General features: G+C 71.1%; 13 protein-coding genes, 2 tRNA genes and 1 pseudogene. 4 read left to right on the plus strand and 12 right to left on the minus strand.

Annotated features, from left to right (window positions below; genetic code table 11):
- Window positions 1–40 precede the first annotated feature (40 nt).
- From clpX to HUT18_RS08680, 5 genes are all read right to left on the minus strand, one after another.
- Window positions 41–1,330 (minus strand): ATP-dependent Clp protease ATP-binding subunit ClpX, encoded by a 1,290-nt coding sequence (gene clpX / locus HUT18_RS08660; RefSeq protein WP_176099272.1) that lies wholly within the window; start codon window positions 1,328–1,330, stop codon window positions 41–43.
- A 157-nt stretch (window positions 1,331–1,487) separates the two neighbouring features.
- On the minus strand, window positions 1,488–2,168 hold the full coding sequence (locus tag HUT18_RS08665) for an ATP-dependent Clp protease proteolytic subunit (RefSeq protein ID WP_303246534.1): 681 nt from the start codon (window positions 2,166–2,168) through the stop codon (window positions 1,488–1,490).
- A 47-nt stretch (window positions 2,169–2,215) separates the two neighbouring features.
- On the minus strand, window positions 2,216–2,821 hold the full coding sequence (locus tag HUT18_RS08670) for an ATP-dependent Clp protease proteolytic subunit (RefSeq protein ID WP_176104374.1): 606 nt from the start codon (window positions 2,819–2,821) through the stop codon (window positions 2,216–2,218).
- A gap of 390 nt (window positions 2,822–3,211) precedes the next feature.
- Window positions 3,212–4,648, minus strand: a complete 1,437-nt coding sequence (gene tig, locus HUT18_RS08675; RefSeq protein ID WP_176099274.1) for a trigger factor — start codon at window positions 4,646–4,648, stop codon at window positions 3,212–3,214.
- Between the two features lie 381 nt (window positions 4,649–5,029).
- A tRNA-Pro gene (locus tag HUT18_RS08680) sits at window positions 5,030–5,106 on the minus strand.
- A gap of 368 nt (window positions 5,107–5,474) precedes the next feature.
- On the opposite strand from HUT18_RS08680, the gene HUT18_RS08685 reads away from it, so the two are divergent.
- Window positions 5,475–5,545: transfer RNA gene (locus tag HUT18_RS08685), tRNA-Gly, on the plus strand.
- A 124-nt stretch (window positions 5,546–5,669) separates the two neighbouring features.
- Here the strand turns inward: HUT18_RS08685 and HUT18_RS08690 are convergent.
- Window positions 5,670–5,864, minus strand: a complete 195-nt coding sequence (locus HUT18_RS08690; RefSeq protein ID WP_176099276.1) for a hypothetical protein — start codon at window positions 5,862–5,864, stop codon at window positions 5,670–5,672.
- 711 nt (window positions 5,865–6,575) lie between these two features.
- Between HUT18_RS08690 and HUT18_RS08695 the strand changes: the two genes are divergently transcribed.
- A complete protein-coding gene (locus HUT18_RS08695; protein WP_176099278.1) occupies window positions 6,576–7,808 on the plus strand; it encodes an acyltransferase family protein in 1,233 nt (410 codons plus the stop codon).
- A gap of 10 nt (window positions 7,809–7,818) precedes the next feature.
- Here the strand turns inward: HUT18_RS08695 and HUT18_RS08700 are convergent, their stop codons facing one another.
- The 4 genes and pseudogenes from HUT18_RS08700 to HUT18_RS08715 all read right to left on the minus strand — a co-directional run bounded on the left by HUT18_RS08700 (window position 7,819) and on the right by HUT18_RS08715 (window position 13,907).
- Complete coding sequence (locus HUT18_RS08700) at window positions 7,819–10,518, minus strand: FtsX-like permease family protein (protein WP_176099280.1); 2,700 nt, start codon at window positions 10,516–10,518, stop codon at window positions 7,819–7,821.
- Between the two features lie 359 nt (window positions 10,519–10,877).
- Window positions 10,878–11,579, minus strand: a pseudogene (locus tag HUT18_RS08705) (ABC transporter ATP-binding protein); the annotation flags it as partial.
- Between the two features lie 604 nt (window positions 11,580–12,183).
- The gene (locus tag HUT18_RS08710; RefSeq protein ID WP_254878952.1) at window positions 12,184–12,618 is read right to left on the minus strand and encodes an HD domain-containing protein; all 435 of its coding nucleotides are present in this window, start codon (window positions 12,616–12,618) and stop codon (window positions 12,184–12,186) included.
- A gap of 125 nt (window positions 12,619–12,743) precedes the next feature.
- Entirely contained in the window at window positions 12,744–13,907 is a 1,164-nt protein-coding gene (locus HUT18_RS08715; RefSeq protein ID WP_176099284.1) for a PP2C family protein-serine/threonine phosphatase, read from the minus strand.
- Window positions 13,908–14,046: 139 nt separating this feature from the next.
- On the opposite strand from HUT18_RS08715, the gene HUT18_RS08720 reads away from it, so the two are divergent.
- The gene (locus tag HUT18_RS08720; protein ID WP_176099286.1) at window positions 14,047–15,276 is read left to right on the plus strand and encodes a GNAT family N-acetyltransferase; all 1,230 of its coding nucleotides are present in this window, start codon (window positions 14,047–14,049) and stop codon (window positions 15,274–15,276) included.
- Here the strand turns inward: HUT18_RS08720 and HUT18_RS08725 are convergent.
- Both HUT18_RS08725 and HUT18_RS08730 read right to left on the minus strand, forming a co-directional pair.
- The gene (locus tag HUT18_RS08725) at window positions 15,164–16,093 is read right to left on the minus strand and encodes an Fpg/Nei family DNA glycosylase (RefSeq protein ID WP_176099288.1); all 930 of its coding nucleotides are present in this window, start codon (window positions 16,091–16,093) and stop codon (window positions 15,164–15,166) included. The genes HUT18_RS08720 and HUT18_RS08725 overlap by 113 nt on opposite strands.
- Window positions 16,094–16,254: 161 nt before the next feature.
- Complete coding sequence (locus HUT18_RS08730; protein ID WP_176099290.1) at window positions 16,255–16,740, minus strand: ribose-5-phosphate isomerase; 486 nt, start codon at window positions 16,738–16,740, stop codon at window positions 16,255–16,257.
- Between the two features lie 389 nt (window positions 16,741–17,129).
- On the opposite strand from HUT18_RS08730, the gene HUT18_RS08735 reads away from it, so the two are divergent.
- On the plus strand, window positions 17,130–18,440 hold the full coding sequence (locus HUT18_RS08735; protein ID WP_176104375.1) for an FAD-binding oxidoreductase: 1,311 nt from the start codon (window positions 17,130–17,132) through the stop codon (window positions 18,438–18,440).
- The last annotated feature ends 17 nt before the right edge of the window (window positions 18,441–18,457 follow it).

The following is an 18,457-nucleotide window of genomic DNA, read 5'->3' on the forward strand; positions in this document are numbered from 1 at the left end:
CCTTCACACTTCAACGCGCCTACGCGCAACTCCCGCGCACTCAGGCCGACTTCTGCTCCCCGTTCCCACGCCCGCCCCGCGCGTCCCGCGGAATCAGCGTCGGGTTGACGTTGGAGCGGACCACCTCGGCGGTGATGACGACGCGGGCGACGTCCTTGCGGGAGGGGACCTCGTACATGACCGCCTGGAGGACTTCCTCCATGATGGCGCGCAGGCCGCGGGCGCCGGTCTGGCGGAGGATGGCCTGGTCGGCGATGGCTTCGAGGGCCTCGCGTTCGAAGTCGAGCTCCACGCCGTCGAGTTCGAAGAGGCGCTGGTACTGCTTGACCAGGGCGTTGCGCGGCTCGACGAGGATCTGGAGCAGGGCCTCGCGGTCGAGGTTGTGGACCGAGGTCATGACCGGCAGACGGCCGATGAACTCGGGGATCATCCCGAACTTCACCAGGTCCTCGGGCATGACGTCCTCGAACTGGTCCTTGGACTCCAGCTCGCGCTTGGAGCGGATCGTCGCGCCGAAGCCGATGCCCTTGGCCCCGGCCCGCGCCTCGATGATCTTCTCCAGACCGGCGAAGGCGCCGCCCACGATGAACAGGACGTTCGTCGTGTCGATCTGGATGAACTCCTGGTGCGGGTGCTTGCGGCCGCCCTGCGGGGGCACCGAGGCCGTGGTGCCCTCGAGGATCTTGAGCAGAGCCTGCTGGACGCCCTCGCCGCTGACGTCGCGCGTGATCGACGGGTTCTCGCTCTTACGGGCGACCTTGTCGATCTCGTCGATGTAGATGATGCCCGTCTCGGCCTTCTTGACGTCGTAGTCGGCGGCCTGGATGAGCTTCAGCAGGATGTTCTCGACGTCCTCGCCGACGTAACCCGCCTCGGTGAGGGCGGTGGCGTCCGCGATCGCGAAGGGGACGTTGAGCATCCGCGCGAGGGTCTGGGCGAGCAGGGTCTTGCCGGAGCCGGTGGGGCCGAGCAGCAGGATGTTGGACTTGGCCAGCTCGATGGCGTCCTCGCGGCCCTGTGCGCCGCCGTTCTCGCCCGCCTGAACGCGCTTGTAGTGGTTGTAGACCGCGACGGAGAGCGCCTTCTTCGCGGGCTCCTGGCCCACGACGTAGCCCTCCAGGAACTCGTAGATCTCGCGGGGCTTGGGAAGTTCCTCCCAGCGCACCTCGCTCGTCTCGGCGAGCTCCTCCTCGATGATCTCGTTGCAGAGATCGATGCACTCGTCGCAGATGTACACACCGGGGCCTGCGATGAGCTTCTTCACCTGCTTCTGGCTCTTTCCGCAGAAAGAGCACTTGAGCAGATCGCCGCCGTCACCGATGCGTGCCACGAGGTGAATCCCCTTCGCCTGGGAGACGCGTGCTTCAGCGGCTCCTGGTGCCTGACGTCCGACGGTACCTTGCCGGGCCCGGTGTTCGGGCCCCCCTTGGCGCGGTTCGCTTGGGCCGAGCTCCGCGCCAAGGGGACGGGTGTATACCCGCGAGGGCTCAGACCACCGACGTGTTGTTCATCTTGCGGGTGGAGACGATCTGGTCGACCAGGCCGTAGGCCAGTGCGTCCTCCGCCGTGAGGATCTTGTCGCGCTCGATGTCCTCGCGGATCTGCTCGATCGGCGTGGAGGAGTGCTTGGCCAGCATCTCTTCCAGCTGCGAGCGCATCCGGAGAATCTCGTTCGCGGCGATCTCCAGGTCCGAGACCTGACCACGCCCCGTCTCACTGTAGGGCTGGTGGATGAGGACCCGTGCATTGGGCAGGGCCATCCGCTTGCCGGGGGTGCCCGCGGCGAGCAGGATCGCGGCCGCGGAGGCGGCCTGGCCCATGCACACCGTCTGGATGTCGGGCTTCACGAACTGCATCGTGTCGTAGATCGCGGTGAGCGCCGTGAAGGAGCCGCCGGGGCTGTTGATGTAGACCGAGATGTCGCGGTCGGGGTCCATCGACTCCAGGCAGAGCAGCTGGGCCATCACGTCGTTGGCCGAGGCGTCGTCGATCTGCACGCCGAGGAAGATCACCCGCTCCTCGAAGAGCTTCGCGTACGGGTCGTACTCGCGCACGCCCTGCGAGGTGCGCTCCACGAAGCGCGGGATGACGTAGCGGGACTCGGCGCGGGGCCCCGTGTACTCGGCCTGCATGCGGTCGTTCAGGCCGCTGCCGGGGAAGTCGTTCACTGTATGTCTCCTCAAGAAGGCGAAGGCGATCGGCGGGGGTGCGGGGCTCAGGCCCCGGTACCGCCGCCGCCCGGCATTCCGGCAGCCGTGGGCATGATGTCGTCGATGAGGCCGTACTCCTTGGCCTCGATCGGGTCGAACCAGCGGTCGCGGTCGGAGTCGCGGGTGATCTGCTCGACGGTCTGCCCCGTGTGCTGGGACGTGAGCTCGGCCATGCGCCGCTTGGTGTGCAGCAGCCGCTCCGCGTGGATCTTGATGTCCGAGGCGGAGCCGGCCAGGCCCGCGGACGGCTGGTGGATGAGGATCTCGGCGTTCGGCAGCGCGAAGCGCTTGCCCGGAGTGCCCGCGCTCAGCAGGAACTGACCCATCGAAGCGGCCATGCCCATGGCAATGGTGACCACATCGTTCTTGATGTACTGCATCGTGTCGTAGATCGCCATGCCCGCGGTGATCGAGCCACCGGGGCTGTTGATGTACAGGAAGATGTCCTTGTCGGGGTCGGCGGCAAGGAGCAGCAGCTGCGCGGTGATCTTGTTCGCGATGTCGTCGTCGACAGGCTGTCCGAGGAAGATGATCCGCTCGTTGAGCAGCCGGTTGTAGACCTGGTCGCCGAGGCCACCACCGATGGAAGGCTCGCCGGCGGCGGAAGGCATCAGATTCGTCACGTGTCCACCTGCTCGTCTTACGACGGCGCCGGGCCGTCTCGCGTCACTCTGCTGGGGCCGGGCCCCTCCGACGTACCGCCGCGCGGGCGGCACAGGAGACTCCCCTGCCCTCGTAGTTATGGACCCTAACGCGCAGGCAGGCGGGTGCACTCCCGCACTGGGGACTGTTCGCTGTGAGCGCAGGGTGCGACCCCGGTCGCAGGGGCGTGACGGGTCCGGTACGCGGCGGTACGGGCGCCGTGGGCGGATGCGGCAGGAGACGCCCCGTACGGACGCCTCCTACGGACGCCGTGGGACGCCGAACGGCCGAGGGGCCCCGTACCCAGCCGTGGCTGCGTACGGGGCCCCTCGTCGGCTTGCGGGCCGGGACGGCGGGACTCAGCCCTCGTTCTTGTCCTCGGCCTTGTCCTCGGCGGACTCGGTGCCCTCGGCGGCGGCCTCGGCCGGGGCCTGCTCGCCCTCGGCGGCGGCGACGGTGGCGTCGGCGATCTCCGCCTCTTCCTCCTCGTCGCTGAGGTCGACGACCTCGCCGTTGGTGTCCTTGACCGTGGCGGCCTCGACGACGACGGCCAGCGCCTTGCCGCGCGCGACCTCGCCGACCAGCATCTGCACCTGGCCGCCCTCGACGACCGCCTGGGCGAACTGGTCGGGGGACATGCCGGAGGAGGCGGCGCGACGCATGAGGTGCTCGGTGAGCTCCTCCTGGCTGACGCTCAGCTTCTCCTTGTTGACCAGCTCGTCGAGGACGAACTGGGTCTTGATGCCCTTGACCGCGGCGTCCTTGGTCTCGGTGTCGAACTCCTCGGCGGACTTGCCCTGGATCTCCAGGTACTTCGCGAGGTCCAGGCCCATCTGGCCGAGCTGGTGGTGCTCGAGGTTGTGCTTACGGGTGTTGATCTCGTCCTCGAGCAGCTTCTCGGGGACGGGCACCTCGACCAGCTCGAGCAGCTTCTCCAGGACGCGCTCCTGGGCCTGCGTGGCCTGGTCGTACTCCTTCATGTTCGCCAGTCGGGAGCGGCTGTCGGCGCGCAGCTCCTCGAGGGTGTCGAACTCGGAGGCGAGCTGCGCGAACTCGTCGTCCAGCTCGGGCAGTTCACGCTTGGCGACCTGGGTGACCTTGACGGTGACCTCGGCCTCCTTGCCCGCCGCGGAGCCGCCCTTGAGCTCGGAGGTGAAGGTGGCCTCGCCACCGGCCTCGACGCCCTTGACCGCGTCGTCGATGCCCTCGAGCAGCTCACCGGAGCCGATCGTGTAGGAGACACCGTCCGCGACGCCGTCGGCGAGGACCTCGCCGTCGACCTTGGCCTCGAGGTCCAGGGTGAGCACGTCGCCGTCCTCGGCGGCGCGCTCGACCGGGGTGGTGGAGGCGAAACGGCCGCGCAGTTCCTCGACGGCCTTGTCCACGTCCTCGTCGCTGACCTCGATCGCGTCGACCTCGACCTCGATGCCGGAGTAGTCCGGGATCTCGATGGTCGGGCGGATGTCGACCTCGGCGGTGAAGGCCAGCAGCTCGCCGTCCTTCAGCTCGGTGATGTCGACCTCGGGCTGGCCGAGGACGTTCAGCTCACCCTCGTTGACGGCCTCGGTGTAGAACTTCGGGAGGGCGTCGTTGACGGCCTCCTCCAGCACCGCACCGCGTCCGAACCGCTGGTCGATGACGCGCGCCGGAATCTTGCCCTTCCGGAAGCCCTTCACCGTGACCTGCTGATTGATCTTCTTGTACGCCGCGTCGAGGCTGTCCTTGAGCTCCTCGAAGGGCACCTCGACAGTGAGCCGAACCCGGGTCGGGTTCAGGTTCTCAACGGCGCTCTTCACGGTTCGGTCTCCTTGTGGCTGACATCTTGGGTTCTGCTGAGCCGGAGAGCTTCAGCGGATCGCGCCATCCGATCCCCCGGCCCGGCCCTTTTGGAGGTTGCGGACGCGGGCACATGGGCACGCAGCTTGCATAGTAACCGCAGGCGGGACACGCCCCAAAAGGCGATCAACGAAGAGGTGCCCGGAGCGGGAGCCGCGACCGGTGAAAGCGGCGCGGGAAACAGGAAAGACGAAGCGAAGCGACGAAGCGAAGCAGAGACGGCACAGGCAGGGGAACGGGGAATGGGGGAGAGCGGCGACCCGGGCGGCGCGGGCGATGACACCAGGGCCGCCTGCGCTCACGAGGCCCGCACGACGTGCGGTGCACTGCCGTGCAGAACGTGGTCGGGGTGGCGGGATTTGAACCCACGGCCTTCCGCTCCCAAAGCGGACGCGCTACCAAGCTGCGCCACACCCCGTGCTGGTGCGAGACGTAGGGTACATGCCCACACCCGGTGCGGACTTCCGCATTTCGAGAGGCCTCCACCTGGCGTGATTCCGCTCGGGGGAGCCTCGTGATGCTCGCGCGGAGAAGCTGTGTACTGCGCACGGCCGCCGGGGCGGACCGGCGCGGGGACGGGTTCGGCGCACACACACCGCACCGGAGCCGGTGAACGCGTAGGAAAAGCGCCGCACTGGCGAGGAATCGGCGAGGAAAACAAGCCCTGTAGCGGAGGCGTTGGACGGTGTCGCGCGGCTCCACTCGCGGAAGCGGTGTGCGGCGAACGCCCGCGAGACGCTACGATGCTTTTCGTGCCGCGGTCACCTGACCTGCGGCGCAAGCTGTGCGGGCGTAGCTCAATGGTAGAGCCCTAGTCTTCCAAACTAGCTACGCGGGTTCGATTCCCGTCGCCCGCTCTCATGCCTCAGGGCCAGGTCACAGGAGGACTCCTCCGACCTGGCCCTGAGGCGTTCTCCGGTCCGGCGCCCCTCACTGCGGGGCCTTCGCCGAGCGCCGCCACAGCGGGTCAAGGCCGGTGGGTCAGAACTGTATGTCGCCGATCGCGTCCCGTACGGACGTGAGGAACTCGTTGATGTTCGGCGCGGCATCGGTCGAGGCGAGGAAGAAGCCGAAGAGGACCGCGACGACGGCGGGGCCCGGCTTGATCGATCCTCCACGCAGCAGCACCACGAGGACGATTCCCAGAAGCAGCACCACGGACAGCGAAATGGCCACGTCGTTCACACACCCTCGGTCGGTCCGCACTCCCGGCCGGGGTCGCGTCACTCGGGCGGCCGACCCCCACCAGAACCATGGTGCCACCAACGGGCCCGGCCCATACCTCAGGTGACGCACCGTCGGACAGCGCGGGACGACCCGGACCCCGGGACCTCACCTCACGTACACCGATCGGATATGGGGTCGAGCGTGAACGCCGGGCGCGGACAAGGAAATTGGGGCCGCCCGCGATCGAAATTCCGGAACGATCACCGCGGATGATTTCCATGGCCACACAACTCGCTTGCACAAAGGGAGAATTGCTGACCGGGAGTGAGCAACGAACTCACGGGAGCTGGTCGAACAAATCGCTCATTTATTGATGAGTACGGACATAACTTCAGTGTCGCCCGGAGTCACTATGACCAACATGGGCGACTATGTCGGATGTGACGGTCACGACGGAAATTGCGTTGGTAATGGGTTCGACCGGCTCCCGGGGACGCGCAGTTGATGTATTTCAGGGAAATCCAACGCGTCATGAAGAAGTCGTGCCGATGGTTTTACGAAGCCGTTCCTCGCGGCTAGGGTGCGTCAGATGTTCCACGCTGCCATCACCCCCGAGCGCGCGGTGAGATCACGGTCCGTGTCCGTGGAGGCCTCCGAGTCCCCAGGGACCGGTGGGGCCGTCGGGTCCTCAGGGGACTCCGGTCACCGGTGGGAGGGATCGTGACGAGTTCGCTGCGGCCGCAGGGCCAGGAGAGCAGGTTCCCGCTGCCGCCGGCCGTGGAACCCGTCCCGGTGACGGCTTCCGGTGGTGTGCCGGGAGCGGGCGTGGAAACCGATGCACCCGCTCATACGCCGGGCGTGAGCGAGAAGACCCGTAGCACCGACAAGGCGGGCGGCGCGGCCCCGGCAGCACCCGCGGGGCGCGACTCCTTCTTCGACAACGCGAAGTATCTGGCGATCGTCTTCGTCGCGATGGGGCACTCGTGGGAGCCGCTGACCGACGGCAGTCGCGCCGCCGAGGCGTTGTACATGCTCGTCTACACCTTCCACATGCCGGCGTTCATCCTGATCTCCGGCTACTTCTCGCGCAGCTTCGACATGCGTCCGGACCGGCTGAAGCGGCTGGTCACCGGGATCGCGGTGCCGTACATCCTGTTCGAGATCGCGTACACCTTCTTCAAGCGCTGGGCGGACGACGACCCGGCCCATCCGATCTCGCTGCTCGATCCCTGGTATCTGACGTGGTTCCTGGCGGCGCTGTTCGTCTGGCGGATGAGCACCCCGCTGTGGAAGCTGGTGCGCTGGCCGCTGCCGCTCGCGCTCGGCATCGCCGTACTCGCCTCGATCTCCCCGGACATCGGTGACGACCTCGATTTCCAGCGGGTGTTGCAGTTCCTGCCGTTCTTCGTGGCCGGGCTGCTGATGAAGCCGGAGTACTTCCGGATGGTGCGGAGCCGGAAGGTGCGGCTGCTCTCGCTGCCGGTCGGGGCCTGTGCGCTGCTGCTCGCCTACTGGGCCGCGCCGCGGATGACCTCGGCGTGGTTCTACCACCGCGACAGTGCCCAGGAACTCGGGGCGCCGTGGTGGGCGGGCGTGGTGATGACGCTGGCGCTGTTCGGCTGCTCCGTGGTGCTCACCGCCTGCTTCCTGGCCTGGGTGCCGGGCCGCCGGACGTGGTTCACGGTGCTCGGCGCGGGCACCCTGTACGGCTACCTCCTGCACGGTTTCCTCGCCAAGGGCTCGCGGTTCTGGGGCTGGTTCGACGACTACGAGTGGCTGCACAAACCGGCCGGTGAGGTCTTCGTGTCCCTGGTCGCCGCGGCCGTGGTGACCGCCCTGTGCACACCGCCCGTCCAGCGCGCCTTCCGGTTCGCGATGGAGCCGAAGCTGGAGTGGGCCTTCCGCGAGGACCCGGCCGCACAGGCACGCGAGCGCGCCGCCGCCTCCCGGTGATCCGTCACCGTCACCCCCGTACCCCGTCGTCCAGGGGCCCGGTCCGCAGCACCGCGCGGGCGGGCAGCGCCGTGGCGGCCAGGCCGAGGGTGAGGATCGTGCCCGCGAACGCGGCGTAGAGCGGGAGCGGGATGTGCGGGACCTCGCCGGTGATGCCCCGTGTCATCGGGTGCAGGGTCACCAGGGCGATGACGGTGCCGAGGACGGTGCCCGCGACGGTCACCAGGAGTGCCTCCCAGCGCAGCATGTGCATGATCTGGCGGCGGGTGGTGCCGACCAGGCGCAGGGTGCCCAGTTCGCGGCGGCGGTCCAGGACCGTCATCACCAGGGTGTTGGCGGCGGTGACGGCGGCGAATCCGCCGAGTACGGCGGCCATCGTGGTGTTGGCCCAGGCGTTGAGTTCGAGGTCGGTGTTGCGGGCGGCGCGGTAGCCGTCCCGGTCGGTGACCTCACCGAGGGCGGACAGGTGTGCGGTGAGTGCCGCCCGGTCGTCCTCGCTGACGGACCGCCTTTCGCGGACGAGGAGTTCGGTGTCCAGGGGCGCGGTCAGGTGCGGGCGGAGCGCCGCGCCGTCCAGGGTGACCTGGGCGACGCCGAGCCCTCGGGCGTACACCGCGACCACCTCGGGCCGGTGCCGGGTGCCGTCCGGAAGGCGCAGGTCGAGCCGGTCGCCGAGACGGGCGTGGGCGGCGTCGGCGAGCCGTTCGTCGACGGCCACCGTGCCGGGGCGCAGGTCGGCAAGGCGGCCCGCGCGTACGTCGAGGTCCTGTACGGCGCCGAGGGCACGGCCGCCGTCCGAGACGCCCTGTGCGGGGGTGCTCTGCAGGTAGGCGCCCGCGGAGTCGACCCGGACCAGGACGTCGGTGCGGGTCACTCCGACCGCGGCCGCCACGCCGGGCACCTCGGCGGCGCGGCGGGTGCTGCCGGGTGCGAGGCCGTCCGGGTCCGTGACGACGTGGTCCGCCACGATGGCCGCGTCGCGTTCGCCGCGGGCCACGTGGTCCTGGCTGGTCTGCAGGAAGACCAGGGTCGAGCCGAAGGCCATGGCGAGCACGAGCGGCGTGATCGCGGAGGCCATTCGGCGGGCGTTGGCACGGGAGTTGGCGGCGGCCAGGTGTGCGGCGGCCGGGCCCCCGCGCAGCGGCAGGCCGAGCAGCCAGGCGCACAGCCGCGCGAGCAGCGGTCCGAGGAAGGCGACCGCGAGCATGAAGAGCATGACCACGCCGAGCGCCGCCGAGGCCGCGTCCTCGCCCGCCTCGCCCGCCGCCACCTTGGTCATCAGCACGCCGCCGACCAGGGCGCCGAGGCCGAGCACGGTACGGATGACGCCGGGCCGCAGCCGCTCCACCGCGGCCTCGCCGAGCGCCTGGCCCGGTTTGATCCTGGCCGGGCGGCGGGCCGCCATCAGTCCGGAGAGCAGTGCGGTGACGACGACGGCGCCCACGGCCGTCACGAGCGGGATCCAGGAGTACTCCAGGGTCACCGGTTCGGGGATCGCGCCGCGCTCCTTCAGTTCGCCGAACCACCAGTGGGCCAGGGCGATTCCGGGTAGCAGGCCGAGTGCTCCGGCCACCGGCGCGACGAGGAGGGTCTCGGTGGCGATGGAGCGGCGGATCTGCCGGGGCGTCGCGCCGATGGCACGCAACAGCGCGAATTCGCGGGCGCGTTGGGCCACGCAGAGCGCGACCGTGGCGGCGGCCGTGAAGACGGCGACCATGGTGGCGACGCCGCCGAAGGATCCGCCGAGGGCGATGAGTACCTCCTTGGCTCCGGCCAGCCCCGGCTCCTCGACCCCGCCGCGACCACCTCCGGTGTACGCCTCCAAACGCTTGGTGGTGGCCGCGGACTTCCCGCCGTCGGTGGCGGACCGCAGGTTCTTCTCCACCCGGTCGGCGAGCTGCTCGGGGCTGGTGCCCGGCGCGGGCCGCAGCAGGAGAGCGTCGACCGCGTCGGGGTGCCCGGACAACCGCCGCGCCTGGGCGTCGTCGAACCAGATCCGGCCCGGCTCCCCCGAGGCGGCGGTGACGAGACCCGAGATCCGCACCTGCCGCTCCCCCACGGCCGTGGTGAGGGCGATCGTCCGCCCCGGCCGCGCGCCCACCGCCTCGGCCGCCGCCGCGTCGAGCACCGCCTCGCCCTCGCGTGGCGCGGTGCCCGAGCGCAGCGCGGCGCCGGTGAACGGGGCCGAGCCCCAGCCGTGCGCGGTCAGCGGCGCCTTGGCGGGGTGGCTGGTGCGCCCGGTTTCCGTCGTACGGCCGGGACCGGACTCGGACTCGGACTCGGTTTGTGAACCGGACCGGGAACCGGACTCTGATCGGGGCCCGGACCCGGACCGGGACCCGTTCCCGGTCGGCGGCCCGGCCTGGACGGGGAAGGTCAAGTCCAGTGCGGCATCGGCGACTTGGGGTGTACGGGCGGCCTTGGCGAGGAGTCCGGCGTCCAGCCGGGCGCGGTCGGGTACCGGAACGGGGTCGTCCTCGCGGTCCTCCCCGTGGCCGGTGACGAAGTGGGCGCGCTGGTCGGCGGCGACCACGACCGGGGTCTCGCTGTAGCGGGTGGGCGGCACGTCTGCGCGTATCCCGCCCTCCAGGAGGATGCCGCAGGCCGAGACGATCAGCGCGGCGAGGGCGAGCGCGACACAGGTACCCGCGAAGGCGGAGGGCTTGAACCGGACCGCGGCCCGGGCCAGTCCGTTGCTGAACGACCTCACGACGACCGGCCCCCGCCCGGGACGAAGGGGGCGGTGGTGGGCAGCGGCGGTACGGGGGTGGTGGTGCGCGGCGGGTCTGCCGGACGAGGGGGCCGGTGAACGGACGCGGGGGTGTGCGGATTCGCCGCCGCGGCGCGATCGGTGGTGCCGGGGGCGGTGGTGCCCGGGGCGGTGGTGCCCGGGGCGGTGGTGCGCGGCTCGGCAATCCCGTGGAGGCTCGGGGTGCTGTGCGGCTTCGCCGGGGGCTCGTGGGTGGCGGCCTCACGAGTAGTGGCCTCGTGAGCGTCGTGAGCGTTGGCCTCGTGAGCGTTGGCGTCGGAAGCGGTGGCCCATGGCTGCCCCAACGGCGCGTGCCCCGTGGTGAGTTCGGCGAGGCGGGCGGCGATCCGGTCGGGCGCGCTGCGTGGGATGCTGCCCGCGAAGGCGCCGTCGGCGAGGAACAGGACGCGGTCGGCGTACGCGGCGGCCGTCGGGTCGTGCGTGACCATGGCGACGGTGGCGCCGAGGCCGTCGACGGCGCCGCGCAGCAGGCCGAGCACCTCGGCGGCGGTTCCGGTGTCCAGGGCGCCGGTCGGCTCGTCCGCGAAGATCACGTCGGGGCTCGTGACCAGGGCGCGGGCGAGCGCGACGCGCTGCTGCTGGCCGCCGGAGAGCTGGCCGGGACGCCTGCCGCCGTGCCGGTCGAGGCCGACCTGGGCGAGCACCTCGCGGGCGCGGGCGCGGTCGGGGCGGACGCCCGCGAGCCGCATCGGGAGCAGGACGTTCTGTTCGACGGTGAGCGAGGGCAGCAGGTTGAAGGACTGGAAGACGAAGCCGAGCCTGCTGCGGCGCAGGGCGGTCAGCTTGTTCTCCTTCATCCCCGTGATGTCGGTTCCGCCGAGGAGGACCTTGCCGCCGCTCGGCCGGTCCAGCCCTGCGGCGCACTGCAGGAAGGTCGACTTGCCCGAGCCGGAGGGCCCCATCACCGCCGTGAAACTCCCCCGTGGCAGCGCGAGATCGATCCCGCGCAGGGCGTGCACGGCGCGCGAACCCCGCCCGTACTGACGGCGCACGCCGCGCAATTCGACGGCCCAGTCAACGGCGGGTGTGCCGTGTCCAAGGAGTACGCCGTGTCCAACGGGTACGCCGTGTCCAGTGGGTACACCGCCTCCAGCGGGTACGCCGTCCGCGACGGGTGCCGTGAACCCGGCGGGTGCTGTCGGGTCGGTCGGCGCTGCCGGGTCGGCAGGCACCGCTTGCCCGGCGAGCGTGCCGAGCCCTCCGCCCGCGCCCCGCCGCCGCAGCTCCCGCTCGGCCTCCCGCCGTCGTTCCGTCCGCCGCGTGCTCCGCAGCCCCATGACGTCCTCAGCCTTCCGACCCATCGGTCCGCCTGCTCACCTGTTCGTTCGGCACCGCTGGCGCGTCGCCTCACTGCGAACGTACGGACCAGGGGGGCACCGAAACCATGGCGGCTGCCACCGGAACCGGGGTGGGGAGAACCCGAGGAAGGGCCTCTGAACTGGGAAAAGAGGGGAGTCCTGGCGGAGGGGGTTCGGGCCGCCGACGCGGTTCGGGCCGCCGTGGTGGTTCGGGCAAGGCGGGAAGCCACACGCTCAACGCGGACTTCGCCGAATGAACCTCCGCGAGAGCTCAGCCAGGCCATGAAGCGGAGAGGAGCGGACCGGCTCAGCCGAGCCCGAGCAGCCCACGCATCCGCGCGTACTTCTCCGTCAGCCGCCGCCGGGTCGGCTCGTCGAGTACGGCGAGGCGGCGCGGGTCGGCGTTGTGCGCGAGGTCGGATTCCTTGATTAGGAGCGCGCCGTCGGTGGTGAGGATGCGCCGGGCGTACGCCTCCGGCTCCTCCCCCGCGCGCTTGGTGACCGCCAGGACGATGGCCTTGGTGCGCGCGCTGAGCGTGGCCTCGTGCAGCCACCGCTCGGTGAGGCGGTCGTCCTCGACGGCGTCGTGCAGCCAGGCGGCGGCGATCTGTTCCTCGTCGCCGCCGCGCGCCCGGACGCCGTTCGCGACCGCGCGCAGATGCTCGCTGTACGGGCGTCCCGCCTTGTCCCGCTGCCCTTCGTGCGCGGCGCACGCCAGCGCTTCGACCTCGGCGAGGCTCAACCGGGCGTCACCCCCCGAGGCGTCACCCCCCGTGGCATCACCGTCCGAGGCTCCACCGGACCAGGTCGCACCAACCGACGCGTCACGGGCCGACGCGTCACCGGCCGAGGTGCCGTCATCCGCCGTCATCCCTGTACCTCCCGGCAGATGAGCAGCAGCGCCCGGTCGTCCTTCACGTCCTTGGCCACGGCCTCGATGAGGTGCCAGGCCGCGCCGTGGAATCCACCGGCGACGTAGCGGTCGGCCTCGCCGCTGAGGCGGTCGATGCCCTCGGAGATGTCGCGTTCGGCGGTCTCCACCAGGCCGTCCGTGAAGAGCATCAGGACGTCGCCGGGGGCGAGGCTGCCCTTGACGGGGTCGAACTCGGCGCCGTCGTACACCCCGAGCAGCGGGCCCTGGCCGCTGATCTCCTCCCACTGGCCGGTGGCCGCGCACAGTTGGAGCCCGGGCGGGTGGCCCGCGGAGAGGAGTTCGTAGTCGCCGCTGTCGAGGTCGAGTACGAGATGGACGGAGGTGGCGAAACCTTCGTCCCAGTCCTGGCGGAGCAGATAGGCGTTGGCGGCGGGCAGGAAGCCGTCCGGGGGCAGCGAGCCGAGCAGACCGCCGAAGGCGCCGGAGAGCAGCAGTGCGCGGGAGGCCGCGTCCATGCCCTTGCCGGAGACGTCGGTGAGGACGACCTCCAGGGTGCGGCCGCCCTGGGTGCGGGCCGCGACAACGAAGTCGCCGGAGAAGGACTGGCCGCCCGCGGGCCGCAGGGCCATCTCGCGGTGCCAGCCGCGGGGCAGACGCGGCAGCTTGCTCTGGACGCGGATGCGTTCGCGGAGGTCGAAGAGCATGGTGCCGCCGCGCCGCCAGGGCACGCCGACCCGGGTACGGAACTGTGCGAGCAGCAGGCCGAAGAGACCGCAGGCCGCGACGACCAGGACGACCCCGGGGGTGACCCGGCCGGGGCCCTCGTCGTAGGGGCCGAGCCGGACGGATTCGATGATCAGCGCCCCGGCGGCGGCGCCGTACAGCGCGAGGAGGCTGGCGGGCCGCAGCAGCAGGCCGCCGACGACGATGGGCAGGACCAGGGTGGCCGGGGCGCACCAGACCGAGTCCATCAACGTCAGCCCGGCTATGACGGGGACGGTGAGCAGCAGTCCGGCGAGTGCGATCCAGTCCGAGCCGTCGCCGCGGAAGTAGTCGACTCCGGATCGGCGCAGCGCGATGCGTGCCCGGTGCACCCGTCTTCTGATGCGGTGCCGGGCCGAGTCGGCTTCCACCGGTGCTACTCGTCGCGCTGCCATTGCTCGTGGACCATATCCAGCGTTGCCCTTCCTGCGCACGGGTGGGCCGAGATCTCGCTCGTAGGAGCTGGCCGGGCCCGGCCGTACCTGGGCGGAAATTGTCTCGCGGCCGGGCGTTCGCGCTGGTAACGATGAGGTTATGACGACCGACATGCGTGTGCTGCGTGAGCAGGATTTCGACGACTGGTTCGACCGCCTGGAACTGGCCTTCGGCGGCGTCGCCGATGCCCCTGAGGAGCGTGCACTATGGCGTGAACTGACCGCGTACGAAAGGTCGTTGGTCGTCCGGGACGACGGAGAGACGGTCGGCTCGGCGGGCGCCTTCTCGTTCCGGATGACCGTGCCGGGCGGCCAGGCGGTGCCGGCGGCCGGGGTCACCATGGTGAGCGTCGCCGCCACCCACCGCCGGCGCGGGCTGCTCACCGCGATGATGCGGCGCCAGCTCGACGACGTCCGCGCCCTCGGCGAACCGCTCGCCGTGCTCATGGCCTCGGAACCGGTGATCTACGGCCGCTTCGGCTACGGCTGCGCCACCCGTCAGCTCGCGGTCGAGATCGACACCGACCGGGTCGGGCTCGCGCTGCCCGAGGGCACGGACCGGGTGCGGGTGCGTTACGCCGACCCCGAGGCCTCTCTCGCGCGCTGCGAGGAGCTGTACGCACGACTGCTGCCGACCCGGCCCGGCCGGGTGGCGCGCGGCCCGGGCTGGGAGCGGCTTGGCTTGCTCGACCCGCCCGGCGAGCGCGAGGGCGCCTCGCCCCTGCAGTGCGTACTGGCCGAGGTGGACGGCGAGTTGGTCGGCTACGCCCGCTACGCCATCAAGCCGGAGTGGAACCCGTCCGGGCCCGAGGGCAAGGTCGTACTGCGCCAGCTGGAGGCCGTGGACCCGGCGGCGCACGCCGCGCTGTGGCGGTTCCTCTTCGGCATCGACCTGACGTCCTCGGTGAGCGCGCGCAATCTGCCGCTGGACGAGCCCGTCCAGTTCCTGGCCTCCGACCCGCGGCGGTGCGGGCTGAGCGCACGGGACGGGCTGTACGTACGGCTCGTGGATGTGCCCGCCGCGCTGGCGGCCCGTACCTACGCGGCGCCGGTGGACGTCGTCCTGGAAGTGGCCGACGACTTCTGCCAGTGGAACGCGGGGCGCTGGCTGCTGCGCGGCGACAGCGCGGGCGCGAGTTGTGAGCGCACCGAGCGGGATCCGCAACTCGCCCTGTCGGCCAGGGACTTGGGCGCCGTCTACCTGGGCGACACGCGGCTCAGTTCGCTGGCCGCCGCCGGGCGCGTACGGGAGCTTTCGCCGGGGGCGGTGGCGCGGACGTCTCCGGGCTTCGCCTCGGACGTGGCGCCCTGGATGCCGCACGGTTTCTGATACCTCCGGCGGGAGGCTGGCAGGTCGGGCACCAGAAGAGGTTGCGGGCGGCGAGCGAGGCGGTCCGCACCTCGGTGCCGCAGAGGTGACAGGGCTGTGCGGCCCTGCGGTACACGTACACCTCGCCGCCGTGGTCGTCGACGCGCGGCGGGCGGCCCATGGCCTCGGGGGTGTGCTCGGGCCGCACGGTGTCGATGCGGTTGGTACGCACACCCTCGCGCATCAGCACGACCAGGTCGTCCCAGAGCGCCCGCCACTGCTCGACGCCGATCTCACGGCCGGTCGTATACGGGTCGATACCGTGCCGGAACAGCACTTCGGCGCGGTACACATTGCCGACTCCGGCGATGACCTTCTGGTCCATGAGCAGGGCGGCGATGGTGGTGCGGCTGCGGGAGACGCGGCGGTGGGCGGCCTCGGGGTCGTCGCCGGGACGCAGCGGATCGGGGCCGAGGCGCTCGTGCACCGCCCGCTTCTCGTCGTCGGTGATCAGGGCGCAGGTGGTGGGCCCGCGCAGGTCCATCGCGTGCCGCTCGCCGAGGAGGCGCAGCCGGACGGTGTCCGTGGGCGGCGGCGCCGGGGCCTTCGAGAAGGCCACCTTGCCGAACAGGCCGAGGTGGACATGGACGTGTCCGGCGCCCTCGAAGTGCAGGAAGAGGTGCTTGCCGTGCGCCTCGGCGTCGGTGAACTCACGCCCGTCGAGCAGTGCGGCGCTGCCCGCGAAGGTGCCCTGCGGGCTGAGCACACGCACGCGCTCGCCGAGGAAGCGCTCACGGTGATCGGCGGCGAGCCGGTGGATGGTGTGCCCCTCGGGCACGGGGCCTCCCCTGCTGGGCTGCGGTGCTGCTGAGCTGCGGTATTGCTGAGCTGCGGTTCTGCTGAGCTGCGGTTCTGCTGAGCTGTGGTGCGGCGGTTTCGGCCGTGTGCGACGGCTTCGGCCGGTGGCGCGGGCGTGGGCCCTGGCCACCGGCCGACCGGTTACGGCTGGGGGTGGTGCGCCGGGATGGCGGGCAGGTCGCCGGAGGTCTCGTAGGCGGAGAGCATGTCGATACGGCGGATGTGGCGCTCGTCGCCGGAGAACGGGGTGTTCAGGAAGATCTCGACGAAGCGGGTGGCCTCCTCGGCGCTGTGCATCCGGGCGCCGACCGCGACGACGTTGGCGTCGTTGTGCTCCCGGCCGAGAGCGGCGGTCTGCTCGCTCCAGGCCAGTGCGGCACGCACGCCCTTCACCTTGTTCGCGGCGATCTGCTCGCCGTTGCCGGAGCCGCCGATGACGACGCCGAGCGAGCCCTCCTCCCGCGCGGTGCCTTCGGCGGCGCGCAGGCAGAACGGCGGGTAGTCGTCCTGGGCGTCATAGATGTGGGGCCCGCAGTCGACGGGCTCGTGGCCGTTGGCCTTCAGCCATTCGACCAGGTGGTTCTTGAGTTCGTAGCCGGCATGATCGGAGCCGAGGTACACGCGCATGGACCGAGTCTGACATGGCACCGGAGCCCCTTCGGACCCAGGCCCGCCCGGGACCGCCCCGCGAGGTGTCCGAAAGTCCGCCCCCGACCTGGCGGCCCGGGGAAAGTCTTCGAAAACCTGACGGCGGATGACAGGTTTCGCTGGCATCGTCCGTGCCGTCGGACCCGGCGGGGCTCACCACACGACCCTCTGCGCCGCGTCCGGCACGGCACGGACCACGTACGTACGGCAACGACCACGTACGTACGGACGCACTTCTGAACTTCCGACTTCTGTACTTCTGTACTTCTGTACTTCTGTACTTCGGCAAAGGGGCTTGAGCGGTGGACACGACACAGTCCGGCGGCACGGCGGCGGGCGACGGGGCAGCGGCGGCCGGGGGCCGGGTGCTGACTCCCGCGGACGAGGACTACGCCACGGAACTGGCGGGATTCCAGGTGGGGTTGGCGCTGCGGCCGGAGCAGGTGTGGCAGGCGCGGACGGCCGAGGACGTGGTCGCGGCGGTGGCGTACGCGGCCCGCGAGGGGCTGCCGGTCGGCGTGCAGGCGACCGGGCACGGGCTGCCGGACGCGGCCGAGGGCGGGGTGCTCATCAGCACCCGCCGGATGAACGGCGTGGAGATCGACGCGGAGGCGGCGACGGCCGTGGTCCGCGCGGGCACCCTGTGGGGTGAGGTCGTCGAGGCGGCGGCACCGCACGGGCTCGCCCCGCTCAACGGCTCCTCGCCCGGCGTCGGCGCCGTCTCCTACACCCTCGCGGGCGGACTCGGCATCCTGGCCCGGGAGTTCGGCTACGCGGCCGACCATGTGCACTGGCTCGACGTGGTGACCGCCGACGCGAAGCTGCGCCGGGTGACCCCGGACGACGACCCCGACCTGTACTGGGCGCTGCTCGGCGGCGGCCACAACTTCGGTGTGGTGACCGCGCTGAAGATCTCCCTGCTGCCGGTCGCCCGGCTGTACGGCGGCTCGCTCACCTTCGACGGGACGCGGACCGACCCGGCGGCGGCGGTGGCCGCGTACGAGGCGTGGACCCGGGACCTGCCGGAGACGGTGACCTCGTCGTTCGCCGCGGTCGCCTATCCGGACATGCCGGAGCTGCCGCCCCATCTGCGCGGGGCCTACCACCTGGCGGTCCGGGTCGCGTTCACCGGCAGCACCGAGGAGGGCGAGCGGCTGGTGGCTCCGCTGCGGGAGATCGGGCCCGCGGTTTCGGACACCTTGCGGGAGCTGCCGTACCTGGAGAACGCGTCGATCCACAGCGACCCGGACACCCCGCACCCCTATTACGGGGACAGCGCGGTGCTGACCGGACTCGACACCGGGGCGGCCGGGCAGCTGCTGGCCGCGACCGGGCCTTCGGCGCCGATGATGTGCGTGGTCAACATCAACCACCTCGGCGGCGCCCTGGCCCGTGAGCCGAAGGCCGCCAACTCGGTGCCGCACCGCCAGGGGCGGTTCGCGCTGCGGGTGATCACGGTGGTCGACGGCGCCGGGCGGGAGGCGGCGCGGGAGTTCTTCGCCGGGATCTTCGCGCCGTTCGCCGATGCCACGACGGGCCGGGTACTCAACTTCTCCTTCGCTGGCGGCGACCGTACCGAGGGGCTCTACCCGCAGCCCACGCTGGAGCGGCTGACCGAGCTGAAGGAGCGGTTCGACCCGGCGAACCTGTTCCGGAGGAACCACAACCTGGCGCGCTGAGCCGGGCGGTCACGGGT

It is taken from the genome of Streptomyces sp. NA04227 (genome assembly GCF_013364195.1).
Taxonomy (GTDB): Bacteria; Actinomycetota; Actinomycetes; order Streptomycetales; family Streptomycetaceae; genus Streptomyces.

Coding starts and splice junctions, on each gene's coding strand:
- HUT18_RS08670 (WP_176104374.1), bottom strand. CDS start 2,821: ATGCCTTCCGCCGCCGGCGAGCCTTCCATCGGTGGTGGCCTCGGCGAC.
- HUT18_RS08715 (WP_176099284.1), bottom strand. CDS start 13,907: ATGGCAGCGCGACGAGTAGCACCGGTGGAAGCCGACTCGGCCCGGCAC.
- HUT18_RS08720 (WP_176099286.1), top strand. CDS start 14,047: ATGACGACCGACATGCGTGTGCTGCGTGAGCAGGATTTCGACGACTGG.
- HUT18_RS08730 (WP_176099290.1), bottom strand. CDS start 16,740: ATGCGCGTGTACCTCGGCTCCGATCATGCCGGCTACGAACTCAAGAAC.